At 72.1% G+C, this 21,515-nt stretch carries 20 protein-coding genes; 14 read left to right on the top strand and 6 right to left on the bottom strand.

Annotation, left to right across the window (positions count from 1 at the left end):
• The first annotated feature begins 442 nt into the window (after positions 1–442).
• The 5 genes from HB370_RS29215 (at position 443) to HB370_RS29195 (ending at position 5,324) form a co-directional block, all read left to right on the top strand.
• On the top strand, positions 443–1,570 hold the full coding sequence (locus tag HB370_RS29215) for a cellulose binding domain-containing protein (protein ID WP_030785493.1): 1,128 nt from the start codon (positions 443–445) through the stop codon (positions 1,568–1,570).
• A 118-nt stretch (positions 1,571–1,688) separates the two neighbouring features.
• The gene (locus HB370_RS29210) at positions 1,689–2,801 is read left to right on the top strand and encodes a lytic polysaccharide monooxygenase (RefSeq protein ID WP_030785497.1); all 1,113 of its coding nucleotides are present in this window, start codon (positions 1,689–1,691) and stop codon (positions 2,799–2,801) included.
• Positions 2,802–3,030: 229 nt separating this feature from the next.
• Positions 3,031–4,290 carry a cation:proton antiporter gene (locus HB370_RS29205; protein ID WP_030785500.1) on the top strand — a complete coding sequence of 420 codons (1,260 nt, stop codon included), beginning with the start codon at positions 3,031–3,033 and terminating at the stop codon, positions 4,288–4,290.
• A 174-nt stretch (positions 4,291–4,464) separates the two neighbouring features.
• Positions 4,465–4,824, top strand: coding sequence for a DUF6204 family protein (locus HB370_RS29200; RefSeq protein WP_030785503.1), 360 nt, complete (start codon positions 4,465–4,467; stop codon positions 4,822–4,824).
• A 53-nt stretch (positions 4,825–4,877) separates the two neighbouring features.
• A complete protein-coding gene (locus HB370_RS29195) occupies positions 4,878–5,324 on the top strand; it encodes a MarR family transcriptional regulator (protein ID WP_030785506.1) in 447 nt (148 codons plus the stop codon).
• A 373-nt stretch (positions 5,325–5,697) separates the two neighbouring features.
• On the opposite strand, the gene HB370_RS29190 is transcribed toward HB370_RS29195, so the two are convergent.
• Complete coding sequence (locus HB370_RS29190) at positions 5,698–6,108, bottom strand: MazG nucleotide pyrophosphohydrolase domain-containing protein (protein WP_030785509.1); 411 nt, start codon at positions 6,106–6,108, stop codon at positions 5,698–5,700.
• Positions 6,109–6,207: 99 nt separating this feature from the next.
• On the opposite strand from HB370_RS29190, the gene HB370_RS29185 reads away from it, so the two are divergent.
• Positions 6,208–7,206 (top strand): TAXI family TRAP transporter solute-binding subunit, encoded by a 999-nt coding sequence (locus HB370_RS29185; RefSeq protein WP_030785512.1) that lies wholly within the window; start codon positions 6,208–6,210, stop codon positions 7,204–7,206.
• A gap of 53 nt (positions 7,207–7,259) precedes the next feature.
• Here HB370_RS29185 and HB370_RS29180 read toward each other — a convergent pair whose 3' ends face one another.
• Together HB370_RS29180 and HB370_RS29175 are read right to left on the bottom strand one after the other, a co-directional pair.
• Positions 7,260–8,690 carry a HAMP domain-containing sensor histidine kinase gene (locus HB370_RS29180; protein ID WP_030785516.1) on the bottom strand — a complete coding sequence of 477 codons (1,431 nt, stop codon included), beginning with the start codon at positions 8,688–8,690 and terminating at the stop codon, positions 7,260–7,262.
• Between the two features lie 9 nt (positions 8,691–8,699).
• Positions 8,700–9,386 carry a response regulator transcription factor gene (locus tag HB370_RS29175; RefSeq protein ID WP_030785519.1) on the bottom strand — a complete coding sequence of 229 codons (687 nt, stop codon included), beginning with the start codon at positions 9,384–9,386 and terminating at the stop codon, positions 8,700–8,702.
• A gap of 296 nt (positions 9,387–9,682) precedes the next feature.
• Between HB370_RS29175 and HB370_RS29170 the strand changes: the two genes are divergently transcribed.
• From HB370_RS29170 to HB370_RS29140, 8 genes are all read left to right on the top strand, one after another.
• Positions 9,683–10,459: an amino acid ABC transporter ATP-binding protein gene (locus tag HB370_RS29170; RefSeq protein ID WP_030785522.1), complete on the top strand. Its 777-nt coding sequence runs from the start codon at positions 9,683–9,685 to the stop codon at positions 10,457–10,459.
• A 64-nt stretch (positions 10,460–10,523) separates the two neighbouring features.
• Complete coding sequence (locus HB370_RS29165) at positions 10,524–11,354, top strand: glutamate ABC transporter substrate-binding protein (RefSeq protein WP_030785535.1); 831 nt, start codon at positions 10,524–10,526, stop codon at positions 11,352–11,354.
• Positions 11,355–11,429: 75 nt separating this feature from the next.
• Positions 11,430–12,098, top strand: a complete 669-nt coding sequence (locus HB370_RS29160) for an amino acid ABC transporter permease (RefSeq protein WP_030785537.1) — start codon at positions 11,430–11,432, stop codon at positions 12,096–12,098.
• Positions 12,095–12,991, top strand: a complete 897-nt coding sequence (locus tag HB370_RS29155) for an amino acid ABC transporter permease (RefSeq protein WP_030785539.1) — start codon at positions 12,095–12,097, stop codon at positions 12,989–12,991. Before HB370_RS29160 ends, HB370_RS29155 begins: the two co-directional genes overlap by 4 nt.
• A 177-nt stretch (positions 12,992–13,168) precedes the next feature.
• Positions 13,169–14,857, top strand: a complete 1,689-nt coding sequence (locus HB370_RS29150; protein WP_030785544.1) for an FAD-dependent monooxygenase — start codon at positions 13,169–13,171, stop codon at positions 14,855–14,857.
• A gap of 282 nt (positions 14,858–15,139) precedes the next feature.
• On the top strand, positions 15,140–15,328 hold the full coding sequence (locus HB370_RS42725) for a putative leader peptide (RefSeq protein ID WP_348273510.1): 189 nt from the start codon (positions 15,140–15,142) through the stop codon (positions 15,326–15,328).
• Between the two features lie 68 nt (positions 15,329–15,396).
• Complete coding sequence (locus tag HB370_RS29145) at positions 15,397–15,936, top strand: cysteine dioxygenase (RefSeq protein ID WP_078637583.1); 540 nt, start codon at positions 15,397–15,399, stop codon at positions 15,934–15,936.
• Positions 15,933–16,373 (top strand): rhodanese-like domain-containing protein, encoded by a 441-nt coding sequence (locus HB370_RS29140; RefSeq protein ID WP_051815797.1) that lies wholly within the window; start codon positions 15,933–15,935, stop codon positions 16,371–16,373. Before HB370_RS29145 ends, HB370_RS29140 begins: the two co-directional genes overlap by 4 nt.
• A gap of 119 nt (positions 16,374–16,492) precedes the next feature.
• Here the strand turns inward: HB370_RS29140 and HB370_RS29135 are convergent, their stop codons facing one another.
• The 3 genes from HB370_RS29135 to recA form a co-directional block, all read right to left on the bottom strand.
• On the bottom strand, positions 16,493–19,021 hold the full coding sequence (locus HB370_RS29135; protein WP_030785554.1) for an ABC transporter permease: 2,529 nt from the start codon (positions 19,019–19,021) through the stop codon (positions 16,493–16,495).
• Between the two features lie 222 nt (positions 19,022–19,243).
• Positions 19,244–20,197, bottom strand: coding sequence for a recombination regulator RecX (recX, locus tag HB370_RS29130; RefSeq protein ID WP_030785557.1), 954 nt, complete (start codon positions 20,195–20,197; stop codon positions 19,244–19,246).
• 3 nt (positions 20,198–20,200) lie between these two features.
• Positions 20,201–21,331 (bottom strand): recombinase RecA, encoded by a 1,131-nt coding sequence (gene recA / locus HB370_RS29125; RefSeq protein ID WP_030608882.1) that lies wholly within the window; start codon positions 21,329–21,331, stop codon positions 20,201–20,203.
• Positions 21,332–21,515 lie beyond the last annotated feature (184 nt).

Below are 21,515 nucleotides of genomic sequence, written 5' to 3'. Positions count from 1 at the left end.
CCGGAGCGCGGAGAGCCAAGACGCCGCCGAGGGCCGCCCCACGGCCATCGCTCGACCAGCGCCGCGCGCACGCGCCGTAGACCCCGGACAAACCGGCGCGGAGCCGCCGCAACGGCCCTGTCCAGCCGGCCCGGTCCCATCCAGCCCCCGCCGCACAAAGCCCGCCAAAACGCCGCCCGCCCACGCCCGGAAAACCCCGTCCACCACTCCCCCGGAACCGGTCGGCACCCCCGCTTTCGGGAGCGCTCCCAGAAAGCGCCGCCCTGCGAAACTATCGACACCCCCACCCCACCTGCGCCTTCGAAACCTCTTCGACACATTGCCGCGCAACACCTTGTCAGGGACATGAACTCTCCCTACAGTCCCTGCCCAACGGAGGTAATGGGAGCGCTCCCATCTGCGCGGGAGCGCTCCCGCATCCGACCGTCCCGAGAGGACCCGCATGCGACCGTCAACGCACCCCGTCCGTGCAGCGAGTGGTCTGGTCGGCGCGCTGCTCGCCGCGCTCGCCGCACTGGCGGCCCTGCTCACCACGGCCCCGGCGGCCCAGGCCGACACCGCGATCTGCGAGCAGTACGGCTCGACGACGATCCAGGGCCGCTACGTCGTCCAGAACAACCGCTGGGGCACCAGCGAGACCCAGTGCATCAACGTCACGGACAGCGGCTTCCGGATCACCCAGGCCGACGGCTCGGTCCCGACGAACGGCGCCCCGAAGTCGTACCCGTCCGTCTTCTACGGCTGCCACTACACCAACTGCTCGCCCGGGACCAGCCTTCCGGCCCAGCTCAGCACCATCTCCAGCGCGCCCACCAGCATCTCGTACTCCTATGTGAGCAACGCGGTGTACGACGCGGCGTACGACATCTGGCTCGACCCCACGCCCCGTACCGACGGCGTCAACCGGACCGAGATCATGGTCTGGTTCAACAAGGTGGGCTCGATCCAGCCCGTGGGCTCGCAGGTCGGCACCGCCACCGTGGCCGGGCGTCAGTGGCAGGTGTGGTCCGGCAACAACGGCTCCAACGACGTGCTGTCCTTCGTCGCCCCGTCGGCGATCACCAGCTGGAGCTTCGACGTCATGGACTTCGCCCGGCAGGCCGTCGCCCGGGGGCTGGCGCAGAACAGCTGGTACCTGACGAGCGTGCAGGCCGGTTTCGAGCCCTGGCAGAACGGTGCCGGGCTCGCCGTGAACTCGTTCTCCTCCACGGTCAACACGGGCGGCAGCGGCCCGGGCGGCCCCGGCACCCCCGCGGCCTGCGAGGTGACGTACGCGACGAGCGTCTGGCCGGGCGGCTTCACGGCCGACGTCACCGTCGCCAACACCTCCGCGTCCCCGGTCGACGGCTGGCGGCTCGCCTTCACCCTGCCCTCCGGACAGCGCGTCACCAGCGCCTGGAACGCCACGGTCACGCCGTCGTCCGGCGCGGTCACGGCCACGAACCTGGCCCACAACGGGCAGATCGCGGCCGGCGGCCGGGTGGCCTTCGGCTTCCAGGGCGCCTACAGCGGCACCTTCGCCAAGCCCACCCGGTTCAGCCTCAACGGAACCGCCTGCACCACCGCGTGACGCCCGCCCCCGCGTCCCGTTCCCCACGCACCCACCCCGAGGAGCGCACATGAGTCACCCACCGGACGGCACCCTCCCGGGGCCTACCGCCCGTCCGATCCAACGGAAGGAGAGAATCGTGGCCCGACGCGGCAGGCTCCTGTCGGTCGTGGCGGCCTTGTCGACCCTGCTGGCCGCGCTCGGCCTGGCCCTGCTGGGACAGGGCAGCGCCAAGGCGCACGGGGTGGCGATGCTGCCCGGCTCCCGTACCTATCTGTGTTACCTGGACGGCCACACGGGGACCGGCGGGATGAACCCGACCAACCCCGCCTGCAAGGACGCGGTGGCCAAGAGCGGGGCGACCTCGCTGTACAACTGGTTCGCCGTGCTCGACTCCAACGCCGGTGGCCGCGGCGCCGGTTACGTCCCGGACGGCACCCTGTGCAGCGCCGGCGACCGGTCGCCGTACGACTTCTCCGCGTACAACGCCGCCCGCTCGGACTGGCCGCGCACCCACCTGACCAGCGGGGCGACGATCAAGGCGCAGTACAGCAACTGGGCGGCGCACCCGGGCAGCTTCCGGGTCTACCTCACCAAGCCCGGCTGGTCGCCGACCAGTCAGTTGCGCTGGGCCGACCTCGACCTGATCCAGACGGTCACCAACCCGCCCCAGCAGGGCTCGGTCGGCACCGACGGCGGCCACTACTACTGGGACATGCAGCTGCCCGCCGGGCGCTCCGGTGACGCCCTGCTGTTCATCCAGTGGGTCCGCTCGGACAGCCAGGAGAACTTCTTCTCGTGCTCCGACGTCGTCTTCGACGGCGGCCACGGCGAGGTGACGGGCATCGGCGGCTCCGGCACCACGCCCACCCCGACGCCCACGCCCACCCCGACGCCGACGCCTACCCCGACCCCGACGGACCCGCACACCGGTTCCTGCATGGCCACCTACTCCGTGGTCAGCGCGTGGAACGGCGGCTTCCAGGCGTCCGTCGAGGTCATGAACCACGGCACCGCCCCGCTCGACGGCTGGGCCGTGTCCTGGAAACCGGGCACCGGCACCAAGATCAGCAGCCTGTGGAACGGTACGCAGACCACCGCCTCCGACGGCACGGTGACGGTCCGCAACGCGGACCACAACCGGGTGGTCGCGGCCGACGGCAGTACCACGTTCGGCTTCACCGCCACCTCCACCGGCAACAACCTGCCCGCCGGATCGATCGGTTGCGTCACGGCACAGAGCACCTCCTGAGGACGTGCGCCGAGCGCCGCCTCCCCGGCCCGCACCCGGGGAGGCGGCGCTTTCCGTGTGCGGCCGGATTGTGGCGCCAACTCGCCTACCGGTACCGGCCGTCCTGATCCGGTCAGCCGGATGGGGACATTGACAAGCCGGGCGCGCACCACAAAGCATTGCTGGGCACGTCTACGGCACCTCAATAGTTCCGGGCGGCGCACGCGGCCCGTCGTCAAGGCAGGTACCGATGACCACGAACCAGCTGTTCGCGCTCTTTTGCGACCTCGCCCTCATTATCGTGCTCGCCCGGATACTGGGCGCCGTGGCACAGCGCTTCTCCCAGCCCGCCGTCATCGGCGAGGTGCTCGCGGGAATTCTGCTCGGCCCCACTTTCCTGGGCCATTCCGTGCCGGATTTCCTGTTTCCCCCCGGGGTACGACCGATGCTCACCGCGCTCGCCGATGTGGGCATGGCCGTATTCATGTTCATCGTGGGTCTGGAACTGGACCGGAAGATCCTGCGCGGCACCGGACGGCTGGCCGTCACCGTGGCGGTCTCCTGCATTCTGCTGCCGTTCGGACTCGGCACGCTGCTCGCCCTGATGCTGGCCGACGACCACGCCCAGGGGCACCGGCTGGGTTTCGTGCTCTTCATGGGCACGGCGATGTCGGTGACCGCCTTCCCGGTGTTGGCGCGGATTCTCACGGACCGGAAGATGCAGCACACCCCGATCGGCGGGCTGGCGCTGGCCTGCGCCGCGATCGGTGACGTGCTCGCCTGGTGCATGCTCGCCGCCGTGGTGGCCCTGGTCAGCGGTGGGGGCGGCGACCAGTGGCTCCTGCTGCTGCTCGTGCCGTACGCCGGCCTGATGGTGTGGGTGGTGCGTCCGCTGCTGCGCCGGCTGGTCGCCGCGGGCGGCTCCCGGCTGACCCCGGCGGTGCTGACGGTCGTCCTCGCGGGGCTGCTCGTCTCGGGCGCGGTCACCGAACGGATCGGCCTGCATTTCATTTTCGGCGCTTTCCTTTTCGGCGTGGTGATGCCGAAGGAATCCACCGAGCGGCTGCGTGCGGACATCATCGACCGGATCGGCGATGTGAGCGGCCAGTTGCTGCAACCGGTCTTCTTCATCATCGTGGGCCTGAAGGTCGACCTGTCGGACCTGGGCGGGTCCGGCTGGCTGGACTTCGCGTTCATTCTGCTCGTCGCGGTCACCGGGAAATTCGTCGGCGCGTTCCTGAGCGCCCGGGCCTTCCGGGTCACGGCGCGCCAGTCGGCGGTGCTCGCCACGCTCATGAACACCAGGGGCCTCACCGAGCTGATCATTCTGACCGCCGGTCTGCAACTCGGCGTGCTGGACGAGCGCTTGTACTCCCTTATGGTCGTGATGGCGGTCGTGACGACGGCGATGGCCGGTCCGCTGCTCGCCGTCCTGCGGCCGCGCGCCCTGGCCGACCAGGATCCCGTCATCCCCGTGCGCGACGCCCGGTCGCCGGCCACCAAGCGCTGAGCCCCGTACCCCGCCGCACCCCATGGGCCGCTCCCCTCACCGCCCCGGATCCGCTCCGTACGCGCCCGGTTCGGTCCGCGTCTCGCGCCGTGTCCGAGTCCGTGACCCCTCTCTGCCCTACGGCGCCCGGAAACCGGGTGGAGGTTCCGGCTCCGCCCTGCCTACAGTCGCGGGATGACCACACGGACCTTCCGCATCACCGTCCGCGGCGCCTTCGACGGCCTCACCGAGGCCCAGCGCGCCGCCCTCCTCGCCGACGCCGCCGAACACGACGTCCTGCGCGCCGCGTTCACGCCCGAGGGAACGCTCACCTACGACATCGCCGCCCGGCCCGCCTTCGTCTTCCGCTTCTCCGCCACGGGCGAGAAGGAGGAGGACATCCTGGAGGCGACCGAGCGGGCCGAGGAGACGGCCACGTCCTGGCTCACCGAGCGCGGCTACGGCTACAAGCACCTGCGGTCCACCGCCGAGGACCTCTCCCAGGCCCCCTTGGGCAAGCGGCAGCGCCGCGCCGCCCGGGCGACCGGCTCCTGAAGCGCGGGCATAAACTTGAGTAGTCAAGGAGTCGGCAAGGGAAGGCGGACGCGATGAGCGAGGAGGCGCTGGACGCGGCGCTGCGGCTGGTACGGGCCCAGACGGCGCTGGTACGGCGCTTCGACGCGCGGCTCGGCGGGCTGCACGGCGTCAGCCTCGCCGACTTCACGCTGCTGCTCCGGCTGGCACAGGCACCCGGCGCCCGGATGCGCCGGGTCGACCTGGCCGAGGCGCTGGGGCTGACCGCCTCCGGGGTCACGCGCGGGCTCGCTCCGCTGGAGCGGATCGGGCTGGTGACCCGGGAGCCGGACGCCCGGGACGCGCGCGTGGCGTACGCGGCGCTGACCGGGACGGGCCGGCGACGGCTGACGGAGATGCTGGCCACGGCCCGGGAGACGGCCGCCGAGATCTTCGCCGCCCCGGACTGGCACCCGGCGGACCTCGCCCGCCTCACGGCCCTCCTGTCCCGCCTGGGCGGCACGGGCCTGAAGGGGGCCTGACACGCACCGACGGGACGCGCTCCGGCCGGCGGTCGTACGCCGACGGGGTTGCTGAACCACCCGGCTCGGGGACGTGGGCCGACGGGACACCGACCCATCCGGCCCGGGGGACGTACGCCGACGAGGACGCTGAACCACCGGCTCGGGAGGCGCGGGCCGACCTACCACTGAACCGCCCAGCCCGGAGGCATACGCCGACGGGACACCGAACCGCCCGGCCCTGCTGGCGTGCGCCCGCGGCGCACCGGTCCACCCCGGCCGACGCTCCCCGCACCCGCCGGCGTACGCCGACGGGACACCGGCCTACCTGGTCCGGCGCTCCCTCGTCCCCGCAGGCGCGCCCGGTCCGGTGCCTCGCACCCGGCCGTGCGCGTCAGGCGCCGTCGCCACCCGGTATCCATCCCTGGCGGCGCAGTACGGCGGAGACGTCCGGGGCGCGGTAGTGCTCGCCCTTGAGGACCTTGCCGTCGGCCCGGCGGGCGACCTGTCCGTCCGGGCCGAGCTTGCTCATGTTGGCGCGGTGGATCTCGGCGATCACCTCGTCGAGGTCGATGCCGTGCACCAGGGCCGTGCCGTAGGCCACGTACACCACGTCGGCCAGCTCGTGCGCGAGCCGGTCCAGCGGGCCCCGGACCGCGACCTCGGCGACCTCCGCGGCCTCCTCGGCGAGCAGTTCGCCCCGGTGGGCGGCCAGGCCGGGGTCCACCTCCGTCGGGGTGTCGCGGACGTCGAGGCCGAAGGCGCGGTGGAACTCGTGGACGAGACGGGCGGGCGAAGTGCTCATGCGGCGACTCTAACGGGCGGCACCGACAACGCTCCCCGGCCGCGGTCGCTGTGACCCCGGCCCTGGTCACCGCCGTGGCCCTGCTGGCAGGATCGCCGCATGTCCAAGAGGTTCCCCCGGGTCGGCAGGCGCGCGGCGCTGCGAGGCGCGGCCGTCGGTGTCGTGGTCCTCGGGCTGCTGTCGTGGTGGCTGTTGCCGTTCGGCGAGAAGCCGCCGAGCGGGACGATCGTGTTCAGCACCGGTACGCCCCGCGGGGTGTACCAGGAGTACGGCGAGCGGCTGCGCACCGAGATGGGCAAGGACATGCCGGGGCTGACGGTGAAGCTGCTCCACAGCGCCGGTTCCCAGGAGAACGTGGAGCGGGTGGCGTCCGGGCGGGCGGACTTCACCATCGCGGCGGCCGACGCGGTGGCGGCGTACGGGCTGCGGCAGGGCAAGGGCGCCGGGCGACTGCGCGGGGTGGCCCGGCTCTACGACGACTACGTGCAGCTGATCGTGGCTCCGGGCTCGGACATCAGCGATGTCGCGGACCTGCGGCACAAGCGGGTGGCGATCGGACTGCCGGATTCGGGGGTGCGGCTGATAGCCGAGCGGGTGCTGCGGGCCGCCGGGATCGATCCGCGCAAGGACATCACCCCGGCCGGGGACGGCATCGACACCGGGCCGGCGCGGCTGCGGGAGGGGAAGATCGACGCCTTCTTCTGGTCCGGCGGGCTGCCCACGAAGGGGCTGGCCCCGCTGGCACAGAAGGGTGCCTTCCGGTTCGTGCCGATCAACGACGACCTGGTCGCCCGGCTGCACGGTCAGGGCGAGTGGGCGCGCTACTACCGCTCCACGAAGATCCCCGAGTCGGCCTATCCGAACGTGCAGCGGGGGGCCGAGGTGCCGACGATCGCCGTGTCCAACGTGCTGATGACCCGTACGGACGTCGATCCCCGGCTGACCGAGTGGGTGACCCGCACGGTGATCAAGAGCCGGGACGGCATCGGCGCCCATGTCCACTCCGCCCAGCTGGTCGACCTGCGCACCGCCATCTACACCGGCCCGCTGCCGCTCCAGGAGGGCGCCCGGCGTTACTACCGCTCGGTGAAGCCCTGACTCACGCGGTACGGCCGGGCGGCCCGGGTGGGTTCTACGCGCGCCGTACGCGTCTAGCGGGCGCCTGGAGTCGGTTCGGCGGTCGGCGGGTGCCGTGGCACGCTGACGGTGACCCGTAGTCCGCGCGGCTCGTGGTGGGCGAAGTCGACCGAGCCGCCGCCCGCCGCGAGCAGGGCGCGGGTGATGGACAGGCCCAGGCCCGAGCCCTTGACGTTCTGGTGCCGGCCGCTGCGCCAGAACCGGTCGCCCACGCGCGCGAGTTCCTCGTCGGTGAGGCCGGGCCCGGTGTCCGTGACGACGACCGTGGTGGTGTCGCCGTCGGCGAAGACGGCGACGTCGACCGTGCCGTCCTCGGGGGTGAACTTCACGGCGTTGTCGATCACCGCGTCCAGGGCGCTGGACAGGGCGATCGGGTCGGCCCAGGCGGTGGTGGGCGGGCAGTCGCCGGTCAGGCTCACTCCCTTGGCGCGGGCGGCCGGTGCCCAGGCGGCCACCCGCTCCCCGGCCAGCGCGCCGATGTCGGTCAGCCCCAGGTCGGCCTCGGCGTGCTCGGCCAGTGCGAGGTCGAGCAGGTCGTCCAGGACCTGCGCGAGGCGCTTGCCCTCGGTGCGGACCGAGGCGATCTCCGCGTTGTCCTCGGGGAGTTCGAGGGCGAGCAGTTCGATGCGCAGCAGCAGCGCCGCGAGCGGGTTGCGCAACTGGTGGGAGGCGTCGGCGACGAAGGCGCGCTGCTGCTCCAGCACGGCCTCGACGTTGTCCGCCATCTCGTTGAACGAGCGGGCCAGCCGTCTGAGTTCCGGCGGTCCGCCGGCCACCGCGACCCGGGACTTGAGCCGCCCGGTGGCGATGTCGTGTGTGGTGGCGTCCAGGACCCTGACCGGCTTGAGCACCCAGCCGGTCAGCCGGAGCGCGGCGCCGACGGCGAGCAGCATGGCCGCGATCTCTCCGGCGCCGATGACCAGCCAGCCGCGCAGGATCCGGGAACGCAGCTGCTCGGTGGGCGAGTCGGTGACCACGACGGCGACGACGTCCCCGTCCCGGATCACCGGTGAGGCGACGACGAGCCGGCTGTGCTGCCAGGGCCAGGCCTGCGGCGGGTCGTGGCTGCGCCGGCTGAGCAGCGCCTCGTCGAACGCCCGGCGTACCTCACCCGCGCGCGGGACGAACCAGTCGCCGGGCGCGTTGGCCATCGCCTCCGTACCGTTGCGGTAGAAGACGCCCGCGCGTATGCCGTAGACGTCGTAGTAGCTCTCCAGTTCGCTGCGCAGGCTCGCCCGGCGCTCGTCCGTGGTGGTGCGCCGTGATCCGCCGGGCCCGTCGGTGACGAACTGGGCGAGCGCGGCGAACCGGGCCGCGTCGTCCATCCGGTCGACGACGACCCGTTGCTGCTGGGCGGCGGCGAGGCTGCCGGCGAGCGGGATGCCGAGGGCGAGCAGGACGGCCGCCAGCAGCACGATGAGCAGCGGAAGGAGGCGTGTGCGCACCCGTCCCCGCTAGGCGGCCGGGGCGACGAGCCGGTAGCCGACGCCGCGTACGGTCTCGATCAGCGCGGGCTGGCGCAGTTTGGCGCGCAGGGAGGCGACGTGCACCTCCAGGGTGCGGCCGGTGCCCTCCCAACTGGTGCGCCAGACCTCGCTGATGATCTGCTCCCGCCGGAAGACCACGCCGGGCCGCTGCGCGAGCAGGGCGAGCAGATCGAACTCCTTGCGGGTCAGCTGGATCACCGCGCCGTCCACGCTGACCTGCCGGGTGGGCAGTTCGATCCGGACGGGGCCCAGCAGCAGGGCGCTCTCGCCGCCGGTGACGGGGTCCTCCTGGACGGTGCGCCGGCTGACGGCGTGGATCCGGGCGAGCAGTTCCCCGGTGTCGTACGGCTTGACCACGTAGTCGTCGGCGCCCAGGTTGAGGCCGTGGATGCGGGAGCGCACGTCGGCGCGGGCGGTGACCATGATCACGGGGGTGCTGGTGCGCTTGCGGATCTTGCCGCAGACCTCGTAGCCGTCCTGGTCGGGCAGGCCGAGGTCGAGCAGCACGACGCCGAAGCCGTTGCCCTCGGGGACGAGCGCCTGGAGGGCCTCCTCGCCGCTGCGCGCGTGGGTCACCTGGAAGCCGTGGCGCCCGAGGACGGCGGACAGGGCCGCGGCGACGTGGTTGTCGTCCTCGACGAGCAGCAGTCTCATTCCGGCCCCCTCCGGTTCAGCGGTCGTACGGTCTCGGTTTCCGTCGGTCTTGTAGATCACTGGCACGCGCGCGTGCACCATGGCAGTGACGCCGATGGAGGAGGACGGAGTCAAGGGGCTTCGGGTTGCCCGTCTCTTCCGTTATCCGGCCGATACGCGCGCGGACCCCAAGTGCTACGACACGTGTCCGATTGCTACCGGATCGTGATGCTCAGATCTCCCTCAGATGTGATGACGCAGGTCACAGGCTCTCACTACTGTCCTCGGAAACCCGAGGAGGACGGAGCCCGAGAGCGATGACCAAAGTAACGGTGGCCAAGGAAGACGTGGCCACGTCCGACGAACTGGTCGTCCTGAAGAGCGTCAACAAGCACTTCGGCGCGTTGCACGTGCTCCAGGACATCGACCTGACGATCGCCCGCGGCGAGGTCGTCGTGGTCATCGGGCCCTCCGGGTCCGGTAAGTCGACGCTGTGCCGCACCATCAACCGCCTGGAGACGATCGACTCGGGCACGATCACGATCGACGGCAAGCCCCTGCCGCACGAGGGCCGGGAGCTGGCCAGGCTGCGGGCGGACGTCGGGATGGTGTTCCAGTCGTTCAACCTGTTCGCGCACAAGACCGTGCTCGAGAACGTGATGCTCGGTCAGGTCAAGGTCCGCAAGGCGGACAAGAAGAAGGCCGAGGAGAAGGCCCGGTCGCTGCTGGACCGGGTCGGCGTGGGCACTCAGGCCGACAAGTACCCCGCCCAGCTGTCCGGCGGTCAGCAGCAGCGGGTCGCGATCGCGCGGGCGCTGGCGATGGACCCGAAGGTCATGCTGTTCGACGAGCCGACCTCCGCGCTCGACCCCGAGATGATCAACGAGGTCCTGGAGGTCATGCAGCAGCTGGCGCGCGAGGGCATGACGATGATCGTCGTCACGCACGAGATGGGCTTCGCGCGGTCGGCCGCGAACCGGGTCGTCTTCATGGCGGACGGGCGGATCGTTGAACAATCCTCGCCCGACCAGTTCTTCAGCAACCCGCGCAGCGACCGGGCCAAGGACTTCCTGTCCAAGATCCTGCACCACTGACCGGCACGGCCGGCGCCGCCCGCGACTCAGGACTCGTTCCTCACCACTCAGAAGGATGTTCACGATGAAGCTCCGCAAGGTCACCGCCGCCTCGGCCGTCCTCCTCGCCCTGTCCGTGGCCGCCACCGCGTGCGGCGGCGACAAGGACGACAAGGGTTCCGGCGGTGGCAAGACGATCACCATCGGCATCAAGTACGACCAGCCGGGCATCGGGCAGAAGACGCCGCAGGGTTACTCGGGTCTCGACGTCGACGTGGCCACCTATGTCGCCGGGAAGCTCGGCTACAAGGAGGACCAGATCGAGTGGAAGGAGTCGAAGAGCGCCGACCGCGAGACCATGCTCCAGCGCGGTGACGTCGACTTCATCGTCGCCTCCTACTCGATCACCCCGGAGCGCCAGAAGCTGGTCGACTTCGCCGGCCCGTACCTGCTGGCCCACCAGGACGTGCTGGTCCGCGCGGACGACACCTCCATCAAGTCGGCGCAGGACCTGAACAAGGCGCGGCTGTGTTCGGTCACCGGCTCGACCTCGGCGCAGAACGTCAAGGAGAAGCTGGCCCCCAAGGCGCAGCTCCAGAAGTACCCGACGTACTCCGCGTGTCTGACCGGTCTGCAGAACAAGGCGATCGACGCCCTGACCACGGACGACTCGATCCTCGCCGGCTACGCCTCGCAGTCCCAGTTCAAGGGCAAGTTCAAGCTCGGCGGCCTGAAGATGACGAACGAGAACTACGGCATCGGCGTCAAGAAGGGCAGCGACCTCAAGGACAAGATCAACAAGGCCCTCGAGTCGATGGTCTCCGACGGTTCCTGGCAGAAGGCCGTGGACAAGAACCTCGGCCCGGCCGGCTACAAGAACGAGCCCGCCCCGAAGATCGGCGACATCAAGAGCTGAGGCAACGCCCGGCGGGTGCGCCGTCCGTGAGGGCGGCGCACCCGGGCATCCCTACACGCGGAAGCGCGGGAGAACGTGTTCGACTTTCTTGACGACTACGACGTACTGGGCGCCTTCTGGACGACGGTGCAGCTGACCTTGCTGTCCGCCGTGGGCTCCCTGATCTGGGGCACCCTGCTGGCCGCCATGCGGGTGGGCCCGGTGCCGTTGATGCGCGGCTTCGGCACCGCCTACGTGAACATCGTGCGGAACATCCCGCTCACGGTGATCATCCTGTTCTCCTCGCTCGGCCTGTACCAGACGCTGAGGATCACTCTCGGCGCCGGCGACATCGTGGACACGGCCAACTTCCGGCTGGCCGTCCTCGGACTGATCGTCTACACGTCGGCCTTCGTGTGCGAGGCGATCCGCTCCGGCATCAACACGGTGCCGGTCGGCCAGGCGGAGGCCGCGCGCGCCATCGGCCTGAACTTCACCCAGGTGCTGTTCCTGGTCGTGCTGCCGCAGGCGTTCCGCGCGGCCGTCGGCCCGCTGGCCAACGTACTCATCGCGTTGACGAAGAACACGACAGTGGCGGCGGCGATCGGCGTCGCCGAGGCGGCACTGCTGATGAAGGACATGGTCGAGAAGGAGGCGCAGCTGCTGCTGATCTCCGCGATCATCGCCTTCGGCTTCTGCTGCCTGACCCTGCCGACCGGCCTGATCCTCGGCTGGGTGGGCAAGAAGGTGGCGGTGAAGCGATGACTTCGGTCCTGTACGACGCCCAGGGGCCGCGCGCCAAGCGGCGCAACATCCTCTACACGGTGGTCTTCCTCGTCGCGCTCGCGGCCCTCGTCTGGTGGGTGTACACCTCCCTGGACGAGAAGAACCAGCTGGACTGGGCGCTGTGGAAGCCCTATCTCGGCGGCGGTACCGAGGCGTACTCGACGTACATATGGCCCGGTCTCGAGAACACGCTGAAGGCGGCGGCGCTGTCGATGGTCATCGCGCTGCCCCTGGGTGCCGTCCTCGGCATAGCGCGGCTGTCGGACCACGTCTGGGTGCGGGTGCCGGCGGCGGTCGTCGTGGAGTTCTTCCGCGCGATCCCCGTCCTGGTCCTGATGATCTTCGGTCTGGCGCTCTTCTCCCAGTACACCGACGTGAGCTCGGACGACCGTCCGCTCTACGCGGTCGTCACCGGCCTGGTGCTGTACAACGCGTCCGTCCTCGCCGAGATCGTCCGCGCGGGCATCCTCTCGCTGCCGAAGGGCCAGTCGGAGGCGGCCATGGCGATCGGCCTGCGCAAGGGGCAGGTGATGCGGACCATCCTGCTGCCGCAGGCGGTCACCGCGATGCTCCCCGCGATCGTCAGCCAGCTGGTGGTCATCGTGAAGGACACCGCGCTCGGCGGCGCCGTCCTCACCTTCCCGGAACTGCTCGCCTCGGCGAACACGATGAGCGGCTACTACGGCGCCAACACCATCGCCTCCTTCACGATCGTCGCCGTGATCTACCTGATCATCAACTTCTCGCTGACCACGTTCGCGAGCTGGCTGGAGGGCCGGCTGCGGCAGCGCAAGAAGTCGACCGGCGCGATGCTGAGCGTCGACGACACGGCCGGCATCCCCGGCCATGCGGGCACCGGAACCTCGGCCTGACGGCCGGTCAGACCCGAACGCACCACCCGGGGGCAGCGGCATGATCGCCACTGCCCCCGGTCGCTTGACGCGAACTCTGCCAATGGGTTGCATACGTTTTGTGATCGTGCACCCCGCTCCTCCTTCCTGTTCACTTGTCTCCGTCAGGGCATCGTCACGGGCAGGGGGCGTCGCACCATGGACCCGGTGATCATCGTCGGAGCGGGACCCGTCGGCCTCACGCTCGCCCTGCTGCTGACCCGTCAGAACGTGCCCGTCGTCGTCCTGGACGAGGGCCCCGGCAAGGACGAGCCCCGCCCGGCGCGCACCGTCGTCCTGCGCGAGGACACGGCCGCCCTGCTGGAACGGCTGACCGGACTGGCGCTCGAAGAGCACGGTGTGCGCTGGGCCGGATGGCGGTCCGTCAGGCGCAAGCAGGTGATGACCGAGATCGCCTTCGCCGAGGACGATCCCGCCGCCCCCCTGCACATCGCCCAGCACATCGTGACGAACGCCCTGCGCGCGGCCCTCGCCGGCGAACCGCTGGCCGAGGTGGCCACCGACAGCCGCCTGGACGCCGTCGAACAGGAGCGGACCGGCGTCACCGCGCACACCCGCGCCCCGAAGGCGGCCTGGTGGCGCGGCAGTTACCTGGTCGGCTGCGACGGCCCCCGCTCGACCGTGCGCAAGCTCCAGGACATCCGCTTTCCCGGCCGTACGGCGGTGGAACGGCACGCGGTCGCCACACTGCGGACGGAACTTCCGTGGGAGGGCCATGCGTTGCTCCACCGGATGCCGCCGTGGAAGTCGTCCGGGCCCTCGGCCGGGGAGGTGACCGCCCGCCCCCTCCCGGACGGCGCCTGGCGCCTGGACTGGCTGCTGCCGCCGGGCAAGGACCTGGTCACGCCCGAGGTCGTGCTCACCCGCATCCACGAGACCCTCACGGGCTGGACGGGCAGTGACGCACCGGCGTACGACCTGCTCGACACCGGTGTCCACACGGTGCACCACCGGTTGGCCCGCCGGTGGCGCGCCGGCCGGGTCTTCCTCGCCGGGGACGCGGCCCATCTGCTCGGCGCGTTCGGCACCCAGGGGCTCGACGAGGGCCTGCGGGACGCGGACAACCTCGCCTGGAAGCTGGCCACGGCCTGGCACCACGGCCCGCACGAGGCCCTGCTGGACAGCTACCAGACCGAGCGGCGCGCGGTGGTCGCCGCCCGGCTGCGCGCCGCCGACCAGGCCCTGCCGGTACTGCGCGGCGGCGGGCTGCGCGGCATCGTCCCGGGCGCGGCCCGCGGGCAGGACGCGCAGTTCACCGACGGTCACCTGGGGCGCGGGGCGCTGGGCACGCCCGGCGACTACGCCGGCTCGCCGCTCACGCCCCCGCGCCTGGAGGCGGCGATCCCCGTCGACACGCCGCCCGGCGCCCAGGTGACCGACGTCCGGGTCACGGCGGAGGACGGCTCCTTCGTCCGGCTGCGGGACCGGCTCGGCCGCGGCGCGCTGCTGGTCGTACTGATCGCGCCGGGTACGGGGGTGTGGGACCGCAAGCACTGGGTGTCCGCCGGCGTGATGCCCCGGCTCGCGGCGGCCGTGACCGCGCTGCCGCACCCCGCCGAGCTGCTGGTCGCCGAGAGCTACCCGGGCGCCCCGGCGCACAGCGTGCTGCTGGTGCGCCCCGACGGTCACCTGGTCACCGCGCTGAGCGGGGTCCGCCCGGCCGACCTGTACACGGCGGCGGAAGCCACGCTGGGAGGCTCGGCATCGGAGGCGGAGCCGGTGGCGGAGGAGGCGCGGGAGGGGCAGCAGGGGCAGGCGCAGGAGCAGGAAGAGCAGCCGATGAGTGAGCGGGCGGCGACGGCGGAAGCGGGCTCGGGCCTGCGCTGACGCTCCGCGCGGGGGCGGCTGGGAGGGGCCCGGTCCGGGCAGCCCGGGCTCCGGCGGGCGCCGGGCGCGGGAAGGGAGGTCCCCGAACTCGGACGCCCCAAAGCGCAGGAAGGTCCCCGAACCTGCGCCAGGCGCGAACGAAGGGTCCCCCGGTCCTGGACCTGACGCGAACAAGGTCCCCGGACCCGGGCCGCGTCAGGCGCGAACGGAGGTGCCCGAGCCCCGGCCCCGCCAGACGCGAACGGAGGTGCCCGAGCCCCGGCCGCGCCCGGCGCTGCGCGGGTGGCGTTCGCCTCCGGCCTGCGCCGATTCCGCGCTCCCGGGCTCCGTCCACGGGATGACACTCGGTTGACCGGGGTGGACGGGCATGCTGTACTCCCGATCGTGACCGACACCTACGTGCGCCTGTGGCGGAGGGTCCACATGGACCTCGTCCGCTACGCGGGCTGCGTGTGTCGTCCGTCCTGCTGAATTCGCCTCTCTTTCCTCACCGGGCGCCGTCGCGCGCCCGTTTTCCGCGAACTTCCAGGACGGTGCCCGTGTCTGTCCCCTCCTCCCTGCCCTCTCCTGTGTCCACCGCCGCCACGCCGCCCACGCAGGCGGACCTCCTCGACTTCGTCCGGCGTACGGCGGCCGACGCCGAGCTGATCGCCTCCCTCCCGCTCGACCCGGAGGGCCGCACCTGGGTGCGGCTCAAGGGGCCCGGCGGCAGCGAGGCCTGGCTGATCGGCTGGCCGCCCGGCACCGGCACCGGCTGGCACGACCACGCCGACTCGGTCGGCGCCTTCCTCACCGCCTCGGGCGAGCTGACCGAGAACTCCCTCGCCGCCCGGCTGCCCACCGACGGCTGGAAGACCCTGGAACTCACCGACGGCGTGGACCGCGTACGCCGGCTGCCCGCCGGACAGGGCCGCGCCTTCGGCCGCCACCATGTGCACGAGGTCCTCAACGAGTCCACGGAGCGGCACGCGATCTCCGTCCACGCCTACTACCCACCGCTCCCCCACATCCGTCGTTACAGTCGCAGCGGCCAGGTCCTGCGCCTGGAGCAGGTCGAACGCCCGGAGGACTGGCAGTGAGCGACACCGGCGAGCATCTGACGGCGACCGGAACGGCCGGCGAACGGCCGCCCGGCATCGACGAGATCCTGGAGCGGGTCCGCGCGGGCTACCGGCGCATCGAGGCGCGGGAGGCGCACCAGGCGGCTCTCGCCGGTGACGCGCTGCTGGTCGACATCCGGTACGCGGCCCTGCGCGAACGGGACGGACTCATCCCGGGTGCCGTCGTCGTCGAGCGCAACGAGCTGGAGTGGCGCCTCGACCCCCAGGGCAGCCACCGTCTGCCCGAGGCCACCGGACACGACCTGCGCATCGTGGTGATCTGCAACGAGGGGTACGCCTCCAGCCTCGCCGCCGCCTCCCTCCACCAGCTGGGCCTGCACCGGGCGACGGACCTGGTGGGCGGTTTCCAGGCGTGGCGCGCGGAGGGCCTGCCGGTGGAGCCGGTGACGCCCTGAAGGCAGCGGCAGGCGCCGCGGACGTGAGTACGCGGCACGGTCGCCGGTGCGGACACCGGTACGCGCTGGCCGCGGTCGCCGGTGCGGACACGGGTACGCGCCGGCCCCGGTCGCCGGTGTCACTCCTTCGCCGTGGCGACCGTCACCGCCCGCACCCGCAGCGCCATGCGTCCCGGCACGGCGCCGGCCACCAGCGCGAGGACGCCGGCGAACCCGACCACGCCGACGTAGAGCAGCGGGGTGACCGTGGGTGCGGCCCGGCCCGTCATGCCGAGGCTGAACGCGGTGAGCACGGCGAGGGCGATCCCGCTGCCGAGGGAGGTGGCGAGGAACAGCACGGACAGCGTCTCGGTGCGCAGCATGCGCAGGACCTGCCGCCGGGTCGCACCGGCGAGGCGGAGCAGCGCGAACTCCCGTACCCGCTCGGCGACCGACATGGCGAGCGTGTTGCCGACGGCGATGGCGGTGAAGGCCAGCACCAGCCCCATGGCGAGGTAGTTGACCTCGGCGTTCGTCTGTTCCTGGTCGGCCTGGAGGGCATCGGCGGCGGCCGGTGAGAGGACCCGCACGCCCGGGAACTCACGGAGAGCAGCCGTCAGTTCTCCCTGTGTGCGGCTCGTGTCGACGAGGACGGAGGAGGCGAGCGGGTTGTCGACGTGGCGGGCGACGAGGTCGTGGTCGAAGGTGAGGTCGCCGAAGCCGAGCCCCTTGGCGTAGACGGCGGCGACGGTGAGCGTGGCGGGCGTGCCGTCGCCGAGCGTGACCTTCAGGGTGCTGCCCGGCGCCAGATGCTGCTGGTCGGCGGCCACTTCACTGACGGCGACGGTGCCGGGACCGAGCCGGCCGAGGGAGCCGACGGTGACCTCGGGGTCCCAGGTGCGGGTCAGGCCCGCCGGGGTGACGCCCTGCGCGGGGTACTTGTCCAAGCCGACGCGGACGGTGGTGCGGACCACTTCGGTCACCGTGTCGTGCCGCGCGCGCAGCCGCTCGGCGGCCTCGCCGGGGACGCCCGGCCCCTGGGCGGCCACGACCCAGTCGGCCCGGACACCTTCGCGGACCTGGGTACGGGCGGCGTCCCCCAGCGTGGCCTGGACGAACAGGACGGTGCAGGTCATGCCGACGAGCAGGGTCAGAGGCGTGACGACGGATGCCATGCGGGCGGCGTTCCCGCGCAGGTTGGCGGTGGCGAGCCGGCCGCCGTGCCCGGTGAGCCGGAGCGGGCCGGCGAGCAGCAGTACGGCGGCCCTGACCAGGAGCGGACCGAGCAGGGCCACGGAGGTGGACAGGACGACGACGGCGAGGAAGGTCACGGGAGTGGAGGCGGGCTCGGTGCGCAGGGAGGCGAGGACGACGACGAGGACGACTCCGCCGGCCAGGAGCAGCAGCCCGGCGGCGATCCGGCCGAGGGCGGGCCGGGTGCGCTCGGTCCTGGCCTCGGCCAGGGCCTCGGCCGGGCGGATCCGGGCGATCCGGTGACCGGCGATCCGGGCCGCCGCCCAGGCGGCGAGCAGGGTGGCGGCGAACGCCACGAGCGGCGGGAAGACACCGACGGCCGGTTCTAGCGTGTCGGGTACGGCGCCCAGCGCGACGAACCGGGAGAACAGCCAGCCGCCCAGCGGCACCCCGAGCAGCGCGCCGGTGGCGCCCGCGGCCGCGCCGACGATCAGCGCCTCCCGGCCGAGCAGCCCGCGGATCTGTCCGGAGGTGGCGGCGACGGCCCGGAGCAGGGCGAGTTCGCGGTGGCGCTGCTGGACGGTGAGCGCGAAGGTGCCGACGACCACGAGCACCGCGACCAGCAGCGAGGTGCCGCCCATCGCCCCGCCCATGCTGATCAGCCGGGTGCGGGCGGTGGCCGCGTCCAGGAACTCGACGGGCCCGCGGGCGTCGCCGGTGCCGACCCGGGCCGTGGTGCCGTGCAGCGCCTCCGCCACGGCCCGGCGCACCCGCTCGGGGTCCGCCCCCTTGTCCGGCAGCACGCCGAACGCGGTGACCTGCCCGGGGTGCGCGGCCAGCCGGCGGGCCTCGGCGGCGGTAAAGAACAGGGAGGTCTGGTGGCGCACGGGGGTGGCCGGGGTGGCGACACCGGTGATCCGGTAGCTCCGCGGGGCCCGCGTGGACTGCACGGTGAGCCGGTCGCCGGGCCGGAGCCGGGCCCGGGCGGCGAGATCGGCGTCGATGACGAGGTCACCGGAGGCCGTGGGCGCGCGGCCCGTGGTCAGCCGGTACGGGGTGAGCGCGGCGGAGTCCCAGGCATGGCCGTAGCCGGGACGGCCGCCGGTACCGGCCGGGGTCGACGGCTGGGCGAGGAAGGTGAGCTCGGGGACGACCCGGGCCACGCCGGGGACGCGGACGAGCCTGTCGCGCAGCTGCCCGGGCAGCCAGGCGCGCTCGGCGAGGGGCTTCGCCTTGTGCTTGACCTTGGTCTTGCCGTGCTTGTGCTTGACGGTGGTCCGGTGCACCTGCTGGTCCGCGCTGACCACGACGGGGGCGGCGGCATAGCGTTCGGTACGGATGGTGCCCCGCAGGCCGGTGTCGAGGAGGGTGCCGCACGCGGTGATCAGGGCCGCCGCGCACATCAGGGCGAGGAAGGCGCCGAGAAAACCGGCCTTCCGGGCCCGGACGGTCCGCAGGGCGTATCGCAGCATCATGGGGACGGGCTCTCTTCTGTTGTACGCGCGCACGCGGCGGTCGCGTGCACGGGGCGCGCGTAACAGAGTCGCCGGTCAGGGGGTGGGAGAGCACTGCGGCGACCTGGCGTCCCGGCCGGGGGCACCCCACCGTCGGGGGCGGGGGTTAGCCCCACCCCCACGCCCACCCCGGCACCGGCAGCCACGCCGGCTGAACGCTGAGCGCCCGGTCCGTCCCCTGGCTCAGAAGTCCCCGTCCCCGAGGAACTCGGTGTCCTCGCCCTCTTCCTCCAGCGCCTGGCGGACGACGCGGAGGGCCATGCCCTCGGGGTAGCCCTTGCGGGCGAGCATGCCCGCGAGGCGGCGGAGCCGCTTGTCACGGTCGAGGCCACGGGTGGCGCGCAGCTTGCGGGCGACGAGTTCCCGGGCGGTCGCCTCCTCCTGCTCGGAGTCGAGCTGGGCGACGGCGTCCTCGATCAGCGCCGAGTCGACGCCTTTGGTCCGCAGTTCCCGGGCGAGGGCGCGGCGGGCGAGTCCCCGCCCGTGGTGCCGGGACTCCACCCAGGCGTCCGCGAAGGCGCCGTCGTCGATGAGCCCGACCTCCTCGAACCGGTCCAGCACCTCCTGGGCGACGTCCTCGGGGATCTCCCGTTTGCGCAGGGCGTCCGCGAGTTGCTTGCGGGTGCGCGGGGTCCCGGTGAGCAGGCGCAGGCAGATCGCCCGGGCCCGCTCGGCCGGGTCCCCTGAAGACTCCCCCCGCTCGTCCCTCGCCGAGGAGGGGGCGCCTTCGTCCGCACCGGGCGCGTCCCCGAAACCGCGCCGCCGGCCACGCCCGCGGCCCCCGCCCCGCGCGCCACCGGTTCCCCCGAAGCTCCGGCCACGGGGTGAACCGCCCCCGTACGGCTCACCCCCCGCGTCGCCTGCATCCGGGCCACCGTCGCCCCCGTACCCGCGGTCGCCCCCGTACCCGCCGGTGCCGTCGAAGGGACCGGATCCGCCGTAGGCGTCGGGGCCCTCGTCCTCCCGCCGCCCTCGGTACCGCTCGCGTCCCCCGGGCCCGCCACGCTCGCCGTACTCGCCGTCCAGGTGCCCGTCGTCACCGTCCGAGGCGGAGTCCGGGCCCTCCCCGGTGCCCCTCCCCCGTGGGGCACCGGGGAGGGCGTACTCGTACTCGGCCCAGTCGGTTCGGCGCGTCACGGGTCAGCTCTTGGCCGCGGCGGCCTTGGGCTTGGTGGCCTTGGCGGCTGCCGGGACGGCTGCGGACTTGGCGGCGTCCCCGGCCGCCGCGGTGGTGACCGCCGCGTCGGCGCCCGGCTCGGCGGCGGGCTCCTCCGGCCGGACTCCCACGCCCAGCTTCTCCTTGATCTTCTTCTCGATCTCGTTGGCCAGGTCGGGGTTGTCCTTGAGGAAGTTGCGCGCGTTCTCCTTGCCCTGGCCGAGCTGGTCGCCCTCGTACGTGTACCAGGCGCCTGCCTTGCGCACGAAGCCGTGCTCCACGCCCATGTCGATCAGGCCGCCCTCGCGGCTGATGCCCTGGCCGTAGAGGATGTCGAACTCGGCCTGCTTGAAGGGCGGCGCGACCTTGTTCTTGACGACCTTGCAGCGGGTGCGGTTGCCGACCGCCTCCGTGCCGTCCTTCAGGGTCTCGATGCGGCGGATGTCGATGCGCACCGAGGCGTAGAACTTCAGCGCCCGGCCACCGGTCGTGGTCTCGGGGGAGCCGAACATCACGCCGATCTTCTCGCGGAGCTGGTTGATGAAGATCGCGGTGGTCTTGGACTGGTTGAGCGCGCTGGTGATCTTCCGCAGCGCCTGGCTCATCAGGCGGGCCTGCAGACCGACGTGGCTGTCGCCCATCTCGCCCTCGATCTCCGCGCGCGGGACGAGCGCGGCGACCGAGTCGATGACGATGAGGTCGAGGGCGCCGGAGCGGACCAGCATGTCCACGATCTCCAGCGCCTGCTCGCCGTTGTCCGGCTGGGAGAGGATCAGGTTGTCGATGTCGACGCCGAGCTTGCGCGCGTACTCGGGGTCGAGGGCGTGCTCGGCGTCCACGAAGGCGACCTGGCCGCCGGCCTTCTGCGCGTTCGCCACGGCGTGCAGGGTCAGGGTCGTCTTACCGGAGGACTCCGGTCCGTAGATCTCCACGACACGGCCGCGCGGCAGGCCACCCACGCCGAGGGCGACGTCGAGCGCGGTCGAGCCGGTCGGGATGACCTCGATGGGCTCCTTCGACCGCTCGCCCATGCGCATGACCGCGCCCTTGCCGAATTGCCGTTCAATCTGCGCGAGCGCGGCGTCGAGCGCCTTCTCGCGGTCGGTTCCTGCCATGGGTTCCACCCGGTTTGCTTGAGTCGATCGCTTCACGTCAAAGACGCTAACGCCTGCCACTGACAATGCGCCCCGACGCAGGCCCGGCCTGTGGATAACCAGGGGACATTTCCCGGAATATCGGGGCAAAGACCCCAACCAACAGCCTCGCCTGAGACCCCATAAGAATGGATGTTCGATTTTT

The sequence above is a fragment of the Streptomyces sp. DSM 40868 genome (assembly GCF_011820545.1).
Lineage (GTDB): Bacteria > Actinomycetota > Actinomycetes > Streptomycetales > Streptomycetaceae > Streptomyces > Streptomyces eurythermus.
The sequence above is the reverse complement of the archived record's forward strand: the minus strand, read 5'-3'. Positions and strand labels throughout refer to the sequence as shown.

Coding starts and splice junctions, on each gene's coding strand:
- HB370_RS29215 (WP_030785493.1), top strand. CDS start 443: ATGCGACCGTCAACGCACCCCGTCCGTGCAGCGAGTGGTCTGGTCGGC.
- HB370_RS29205 (WP_030785500.1), top strand. CDS start 3,031: ATGACCACGAACCAGCTGTTCGCGCTCTTTTGCGACCTCGCCCTCATT.
- HB370_RS29200 (WP_030785503.1), top strand. CDS start 4,465: ATGACCACACGGACCTTCCGCATCACCGTCCGCGGCGCCTTCGACGGC.
- HB370_RS29195 (WP_030785506.1), top strand. CDS start 4,878: ATGAGCGAGGAGGCGCTGGACGCGGCGCTGCGGCTGGTACGGGCCCAG.
- HB370_RS29190 (WP_030785509.1), bottom strand. CDS start 6,108: ATGAGCACTTCGCCCGCCCGTCTCGTCCACGAGTTCCACCGCGCCTTC.
- HB370_RS29185 (WP_030785512.1), top strand. CDS start 6,208: ATGTCCAAGAGGTTCCCCCGGGTCGGCAGGCGCGCGGCGCTGCGAGGC.
- HB370_RS29175 (WP_030785519.1), bottom strand. CDS start 9,386: ATGAGACTGCTGCTCGTCGAGGACGACAACCACGTCGCCGCGGCCCTG.
- HB370_RS29170 (WP_030785522.1), top strand. CDS start 9,683: ATGACCAAAGTAACGGTGGCCAAGGAAGACGTGGCCACGTCCGACGAA.
- HB370_RS29165 (WP_030785535.1), top strand. CDS start 10,524: ATGAAGCTCCGCAAGGTCACCGCCGCCTCGGCCGTCCTCCTCGCCCTG.
- HB370_RS29155 (WP_030785539.1), top strand. CDS start 12,095: ATGACTTCGGTCCTGTACGACGCCCAGGGGCCGCGCGCCAAGCGGCGC.
- HB370_RS29150 (WP_030785544.1), top strand. CDS start 13,169: ATGGACCCGGTGATCATCGTCGGAGCGGGACCCGTCGGCCTCACGCTC.
- HB370_RS29135 (WP_030785554.1), bottom strand. CDS start 19,021: ATGATGCTGCGATACGCCCTGCGGACCGTCCGGGCCCGGAAGGCCGGT.
- recA (WP_030608882.1), bottom strand. CDS start 21,331: ATGGCAGGAACCGACCGCGAGAAGGCGCTCGACGCCGCGCTCGCGCAG.